General features: G+C 38.2%; 6 protein-coding genes and 2 pseudogenes. 5 read left to right on the top strand and 3 right to left on the bottom strand.

Features of this window, described 5'->3' with window-relative positions:
* Nucleotides 1-906, top strand: a pseudogene (locus R7P69_RS24190) (hypothetical protein); the annotation flags it as partial.
* 214 nt (nt 907-1,120) lie between these two features.
* On the opposite strand, the gene R7P69_RS24195 reads toward R7P69_RS24190, so the two are convergent.
* From R7P69_RS24195 to R7P69_RS24205, 3 genes are read right to left on the bottom strand one after another with little or no spacing between them, the layout of a single operon-like run.
* The gene (locus R7P69_RS24195) at nt 1,121-2,122 is read right to left on the bottom strand and encodes a type IV secretion system protein (RefSeq protein WP_140375436.1); all 1,002 of its coding nucleotides are present in this window, start codon (nt 2,120-2,122) and stop codon (nt 1,121-1,123) included.
* 14 nt (nt 2,123-2,136) lie between these two features.
* Nucleotides 2,137-2,376 (bottom strand): EexN family lipoprotein, encoded by a 240-nt coding sequence (locus R7P69_RS24200; RefSeq protein WP_140375438.1) that lies wholly within the window; start codon nt 2,374-2,376, stop codon nt 2,137-2,139.
* Complete coding sequence (locus R7P69_RS24205) at nt 2,373-2,705, bottom strand: hypothetical protein (RefSeq protein ID WP_049877959.1); 333 nt, start codon at nt 2,703-2,705, stop codon at nt 2,373-2,375. The genes R7P69_RS24200 and R7P69_RS24205 overlap by 4 nt, the downstream gene beginning before the upstream one ends.
* A 426-nt stretch (nt 2,706-3,131) precedes the next feature.
* Between R7P69_RS24205 and R7P69_RS24210 the strand changes: the two genes are divergently transcribed.
* The 4 genes and pseudogenes from R7P69_RS24210 to R7P69_RS24225 all read left to right on the top strand — a co-directional run.
* Nucleotides 3,132-3,707 (top strand): helix-turn-helix transcriptional regulator, encoded by a 576-nt coding sequence (locus R7P69_RS24210; protein WP_140375440.1) that lies wholly within the window; start codon nt 3,132-3,134, stop codon nt 3,705-3,707.
* A 678-nt stretch (nt 3,708-4,385) separates the two neighbouring features.
* Nucleotides 4,386-5,069, top strand: coding sequence for a replication initiation protein (locus tag R7P69_RS24215; protein WP_029848129.1), 684 nt, complete (start codon nt 4,386-4,388; stop codon nt 5,067-5,069).
* A gap of 103 nt (nt 5,070-5,172) precedes the next feature.
* Nucleotides 5,173-5,892: a hypothetical protein gene (locus tag R7P69_RS24220; RefSeq protein WP_140375540.1), complete on the top strand. Its 720-nt coding sequence runs from the start codon at nt 5,173-5,175 to the stop codon at nt 5,890-5,892.
* A 418-nt stretch (nt 5,893-6,310) separates the two neighbouring features.
* Nucleotides 6,311-6,981, top strand: a pseudogene (locus R7P69_RS24225) (hypothetical protein); the annotation flags it as partial.

Below are 6,981 nucleotides of genomic sequence, written 5' to 3' on the forward strand. Positions count from 1 at the left end.
TTTAGGCCTAAAGTAGGAACATTTTATTGGGACTTAACTGCTCCAAGTTATTTGTCTCCGCTTGTAACCTGGCAAAGAGATAACCCACCTAAGCCTGGCTTCGTCGTTTGTGATGTCTTACTTAATAGCTCCGTTTCTTTAAATCATATTGAACCTTACATACATAAGGTTAAGACACTGAAAGCCTTTAAGAATATCGGGAGTACTCTTTTTATCTTTGTAGCATCACACTATCAAAAAGACGCTTTTCAGGCACTTCGAGAGATAGGCTGCATACCGGCGACTCCTGAATCCCTATTTGGTAAAGACATAGCTGAGGCTTTTAATGAACTCATATATGTTCTTGGTAATGCAGCTTCTGGAGCAATTGACCCAGCAAGATTTGACGACTTATTTGGACGTTTGAGTAAATTAGAAGGAGCCGTTGGTAACATGAGAGGAGCATTCTTCGAATTGCTCGTTGCTCATATAGTTAGGCAGGACCACCCTGGAGATTTAATGCTCAATAAGCAATGTAAAGATGATGAAGGGAGAGTTGCAGAAATTGATGTTTATGCGACATCTAATGGAAAGCCACCGAGGATCATTGAGTGTAAAGGTATGGCTCCTGATATTGAATTAAGTGATGATGAGATCGGAAAATGGTTAACGGTAAGAATAAAGCGTGTTAGAGAGTTTCTAAATAGGACTGAAGTGACGATACCTAATGGCCCGAAGCCTATTTTTGAGCTTTGGACTAGTGGGAAACTTTCAGAAAAAGCCAAAGTACGCATAGATCGAACAAGAGATGCTAACCGTGCAAAGTTTGAGTTAGTAGTCGTCGGGCCTGAAGATATTAGGAGCTTAGTAAAACATGATAAGCCCCTTCTTCAAACATTAGAGCAACACTTTTTACCTCATTATTAGGTATGTTTTTTTCTTAGTGCAGGCCAAACTGAGTAACGCCATTTCCACTGAAGTACGCCAGAGACAGAAAAGCCGAGATATATTAAGTAATGAGCTTCTCCATAACCGAGAAAAACTAGAGGCATCAACAGAACAGAGGCTATAAACCACACATATGAGATACAACGTTCGGTTGCTACCGTGACCTTTTGAATCAGAGACATGATCATTTTTATCACCTCTCTGATTCAACAGAGTTACTAGACCTAAACCGCTTCTGATACGCATGGTAACCAGCTCTTGCTTTAACTATAGGGCGAATCGCTGCGTCTTTAACTAATCTTGCATCTCGCTGTAATTTCCTATTGTTCCGGCTTATATTTGTAGGCCTCATAGACTCAAATGTAGAACTTATAGCTCCCTGGGTAGCTAAAGCAATTCCGCCTCCTAGAGCTGAGGCTACAGAAGGAACTTGTTTTACTACCATAATGCAGAGGCCATAAAGTAAACATAAAATAGAGGCATCCGCTAAAGTAGATAAGGTAGAAGGAGCGCTTCCCATGCTATCCATTGCGATAGTAGCTAATGAAATCATCAACTGCCCTATAGCTACGCCAAGAATAAGAATAAGCCCCTGGTTTATTAGCATGCCTAGCCAACTCTCAAAAAATCTCTGTGTAGCATTGAATAACAACATGACAATGAACAGCGGACCAACTGCCAGTAGAACAGTTGTCATTATCTTGCTGAGTAGAATTAAGAACGCGACAACACATGTAAGAACGCCGCCAAAAGCCAAAACAAAAATAGCGATTAAATACATTCCAAAGTTAGCATCCAATATCCCGCCCATATCCCAGGCAGCCTCAGAAACTTCAAACACTTGGGAAAATAATGAATCTAGAGCAAATGGCACAGACTCCCCACCTCCACCTGTAATTACAGACGCTAGTTTTTCTGGGCCTTGAGATAAAACACCAACAACCACATCATTATAAGTTCCTATAGTTAAGCCCAATGCCATGATAAAACCTATTCGGAGTATTCGAAAAACTCCCTCTTGCAAGGGTTCATTAACCCTTCCGAGCATCATCATATAGCCCCAAATAGTAATCCATATAATTAACATACTGGTGAATATAGGAGAGATAAACGATATAACATTTGTAGCAGTATCAGAGATATAGCTATCTAATGACCTATCGACTAGCTCAAACGTTGCTTGAAAGAAATTCATAGTCTCAACCCACTTCACTTATCAAACTTTAAAGTAGGAAGCTGACCAGTAGTAAGCTCCCTTTCGGCTTGCTTTGCATTCAGACAATTAGAATTATCTTTCAACTCTCCAGGGTTATTAATGCATTTATTTAGTATCGATCTCCGTTCTTTTTCATGGGATTTAAACCAAGCCACATCATGTGTTTGTTCTTCGCTACTAAAACAACCGCTTAAAAAGAATATTAAAATTGTCGCTAAGGTTAAGTGTTTCATTTTTTACTCTCTCCATTTATTTTTTCGTGCGCACGAAATTTCACCCTACCTTTACTTTGAGATTTACGCCTCGATAGAAGTACAGAGTTCCTTTCAAAATCAATACTTTTAATGTCTATTGATTCCATAATTTCCTTCATTTCTTCAACACAGCAGAAAAAATCATTAGGAAGAATCTCAAGCCCTTCAGAAAGGTAATCGCATGCGTATTTCGCTGTAATTAATAGAGTGTTTATTTCACTCTTAATGGAAAGACGCTCCACATCTTGCATGCGAAGTAATTGGTAAATTCCATTACTCTTAAATGTGATAGACTGATTGGTATCCATAATTGCCTCCTATTCAGGCGTTGTGGTTAGGAGTAGTTGAGGGGACCATCCTCAACTACTCCATTCAAATATCTTTCCTGTTACCCTCTCGAAGCTCTTTAAGTAATTTTTTTAAAATGTGCAGATCTGTGTCACTGACCCAAAAATACCTCTGCTTACGACCCAGTAACTTTTGCCTAAAAATAAAGCTTCTCTGGCGTTCACTTACACTTTTAACCACCATCGCACCGTTCAAAAAAACACCAAAACATTAAAAGAATACCAATCGTTACAAATAACGCAATAGTACCGCTACTGTATTATATTAATGTTTTCAGACACTTAACCTTTTAAAAACATGTATTTAAGACAATAAACTTAACTTTCTATCACTCGAAAGTTATTCTTAATAACTAAAATCAAAATAATCACAAAAATGAGAGAACAATGGATTTACTAAGAATAAATGACGCATGTCATGTTACAGGTCTGTCACGAAAAACGATTTATAGGTATATGGATAAAGGAATACTGGAATATCAGGAGATTGATGGGAAAAGACACATTCAACTAAAAGATCTAAAGAAAATACAAAGAAAAAAACAAACTGACCCAAAAAGAGACACAGTTAGTGACACTAAATCCGAGATTAAAGATTTAAAAGATGAAATAAAATCACTTAAAAACAGCATCTTACAATTAACCGAATGTCTAGAAACCGTAACAAGAACATTAAGCTCTGACACAAATAATTTTGTATCTAGACACAAAAAAGACACAAAGAAAAACGCCATAACTGCAGAAACACTAAGTGGCGATAATGAGCGAAGAGCAGAAGAGGCCAAGAATCGAGTTTTCCATGCTTTAGATCTGCTACTTAAAAACAACGCTCTTCCAATGTATCGAGGAAAAATATCACCATCTGGAGTTCAAAAGGAAACAGGCATAGACAGAGGAACCATATCTAAATATTTACAAGATTGGTTAGAAAAAAATAGGGATAAGAATATTGGCACTCTCTAATCTTTGGATATTTACACTGACAAATATTGAGGAGGTACTTTTTGCTAGCACTTTGCGAATCCTGCCCTAGCTTAAACCTCCTCAATATTTTTCGTGCGTACGAAATTATTAAACAGCAACACTTTCTCCGCGAATGTAACACCTTTCCTATTTTCAGTGAGTTAGACATCACTAACAGCAACACTTTCTCCATAAATAACCGCCACATCAAGCCCCCTGTAACGCCGTTAGAGAGGTTTTGATACGTATTGCTAGTAATCCTTTAAAAAATCAAAAAAATTGCTTGTTGGCACGCGGAGCGCTTTCTACAGCATGTGTGTACCTCTTTCGGTGATTGTGTGTAAAACTGAGAACGGCTTGTCCGTTCCAGTTTTTCCACATTCATCCGCACCACTTTAGTTATCAACAACTAATTTCCTTTTTAATTATTTTTTTATTCTTTTTATTCTTGTTTTTAAGGTTCTCCCAGCCCTTTATCTATAAGGCTATCCGAGGATTTAGGTGGACAGATTTACGGTATAGGTGGACAGATTTACGGTGTATAGGTGGACAGATTTACGGTGTATAGGTGGACAGATTTACGGTGTAGTCCACAGCTTATGGTGGACAAGTTGATCTCTTGTCCTCTTATATGTAAAGTGGATTTATTGTTGGTTTGTCCACCTTGGGATGAGTGAAGTGAGTAACCTATCTGTTAGTAAGTCTAATTGCTTGGTCGATGCTAGTTATAAGCTGAATGCACAAGCTCAAAAATTGGTTTTAGCATGTTTAGCTAAATTGGATTCCAGAAGTGAGATACCGAAAGAAATAAAATTATCAGCCTCAGAGTTTTCAGAATTGATGTGCATTGATATGAAAAATGCACATAGAGAAATGTATAAGGCTGCTGATGCATTGTTTAAATCCAGCATCATTTTGCGTGATGAACAAGAGGAGGTTGAGCTCTACTGGATTCAAAAAAAAGCGAAGAAACTAAAAGGTGAAGGGGTTATAACTTTGACCTGGTCTGATGATGTTTTGAAATATATTAGTCAATTACAGAATCGCTTTACCAAGTTCAAACTCAGAAATATAGCCACGTTACAGTCGGCACATTCAATTCGCCTCTATGAGCTTTTAATGCGTTTCAACTCAACTGGAGAGCGTGTTATATATCTTGAAGACTTTAAATCTGCTTTGGGGATTTCGGATAAGTACCCCCTATTTAAAGACTTAAACAAACGAGTGATAAAACCTTCGATTGAAGAGTTAAATCAGCGCAGCGACCTTATCATCAGATATGAAACTATAAAAAAAGGTAGGACAGTTACTGGGTTATCATTTAGTTTTAAACAAAATCCACAGTTAAAAATGGAAATTTAAATTATATCAATGAATTACGTGGATTTTCTTTCTTTCACATAGTGAAAAGAAATGCTGTAAAATAGTCACCTAGTATCATTGTAAACTTAGGGAGCTCTTACTATTGCCTGTACAAAATGGATTTGAAGATCTGGTCTTAACTATTGGAACTGAGACAGAGTATTTACCTCTCTCTCACTTGCAAGATCTTCAGATACAGATTGATGATTTTGAGCTAGAAAGTAAGCACAAAGTTACCCTTACTGTATACATTAGACCAACAAATCATTTATATAGCCGTCGTTTTGATGGTGCATTGGATAACGAAGCCGGTTTATCTCAAACTGGAGAGCTTTTACTTCGGTATGAGCATTACCCTGGGAACTTTCAAGCCAAGAAACCTGATGGGCAGATAAGCACGGAGAAAAGGGTTTTCTGTCGAACGAAGTACGAACAGAGTAAGCTTTTCCCTAGTTTTATTGATTATGTTAGCGCTAACCTATCTAACATTTGTGTATTGCCGAATAAAGGTAATACGCGAACTTGTCTTAGTGCGCTTATGGCTTTACCACCTCCATATGCACAGGATGAAAGCTACCTAGTATTCTTTACATTACATAAAGTTAACAGCAAAGAAGTAAACATGCTGATTGAAACAGCATTTGTAGAAAACAATAATGACTTTAGAGTGAAGATGCTTCTAGGTGAGACAGTCAAAGATGAAATGAAGCCATTCTTGGTTTTGTTAAGAAATATTCTAGCTGGACGTGGCCCTTTTGAAGGGATGGTTAAAAAGACGGCCAAAAAAATCTACAAAAAGAAGAAAAAAGCTAAGACGAAATAAAATGAAGAGGCCCCTATTACCTATGAGGTAATAGGGGCCGTAGATATATTCCGTGATTCCTATTATCAGCAGACTAACGTCTAGCATCTTATCTCTGTCTTGCAGAGCGCTGCCATCCAAACTGATATGAGCGAAATCATCCAATTTGGTACGTGTAGACAACGGGAGGCAGGGTTTTTAGGGCATTGCCCGCAATCCGAACGACCTGCTCTTACTGTCTTTTAGTATATATATGTAAGGTCTAAAGTCAATACATGACATTACCACTGTGACAGCCTTCCATTTTTTTAATCCACAAGACAACCTAACCCATTGATTTATAATGACTTGGCTTTATCGTTCAAAAAAAACCTTTCGCACCACGTAGTGGAGTATTATAAATAGCGCTCTGTGACATTTGAACGGGAACCCTACGCCAATGATCGAAAAAGCATTATCTAAAGATGCTCTTGGGCCTTGCCTGAGTACAGACTTAACGGAATATTTAGTTAATAGGCATGGGCTAAAACCAGATGCTGCCCGACAGAGAGTCAGGAGGGCTAGTAGCAACGTTAAAAGGCTTGCTTACCTTAAGTTTGCTCGTGGGGTTCGGTTCATGTATTTGGAGGAGGATTATGCTTCCCCTTGGTTCTGGAGCAGTTTATATAATGCGATATACACAACGAAGGGGCCTTATGCCAGAGCTCTAGGAGCCGTTGATGCCCGTGACGTTGTTACTATATCTGATTTTCATACAGTTTGTGGTTCTCCAATAGCCCAGAAAAAACAGGTCTCCTCACAAACAGTGTTAGATAGAATGACTCAAGCTGGAGTCTTTGTGCAAAAGACTATTCCAGGGTTAGGCCTTTGTGTGATGACTAAGCAATTTTATGAAGCTTACCCAGAGCACACTTTAGCGTTTATCCGTTCTAGAAACCTTGCAGAAAAAGTTTTATTAGACAGCATCAAAGAATGGTTAAAGCGATTGGCTATTGCTAGTTTTGATAAAGTTCAAGTCAAAGGGGGGGAGGATTTTAGGCCTAAAGTAGGAACATTTTATTGGGACTTAACTGCTCCAAGTTATTTGTCTCCGCTTGTAACCTGGCAAAG

Origin of the sequence: Vibrio sp. 661 (genome assembly GCF_033339315.1) — a bacterium.
Taxonomy (GTDB): domain Bacteria; phylum Pseudomonadota; class Gammaproteobacteria; order Enterobacterales; family Vibrionaceae; genus Vibrio; species Vibrio alginolyticus.

What these genes read in the sequence shown, in the direction of transcription:
- R7P69_RS24195 (WP_140375436.1), bottom strand. Translation starts at nt 2,122, where the DNA reads ATGAATTTCTTTCAAGCAACGTTTGAGCTAGTCGATAGGTCATTAGAT.
- R7P69_RS24200 (WP_140375438.1), bottom strand. Translation starts at nt 2,376, where the DNA reads ATGAAACACTTAACCTTAGCGACAATTTTAATATTCTTTTTAAGCGGT.
- R7P69_RS24205 (WP_049877959.1), bottom strand. Translation starts at nt 2,705, where the DNA reads ATGGATACCAATCAGTCTATCACATTTAAGAGTAATGGAATTTACCAA.
- R7P69_RS24210 (WP_140375440.1), top strand. Translation starts at nt 3,132, where the DNA reads ATGGATTTACTAAGAATAAATGACGCATGTCATGTTACAGGTCTGTCA.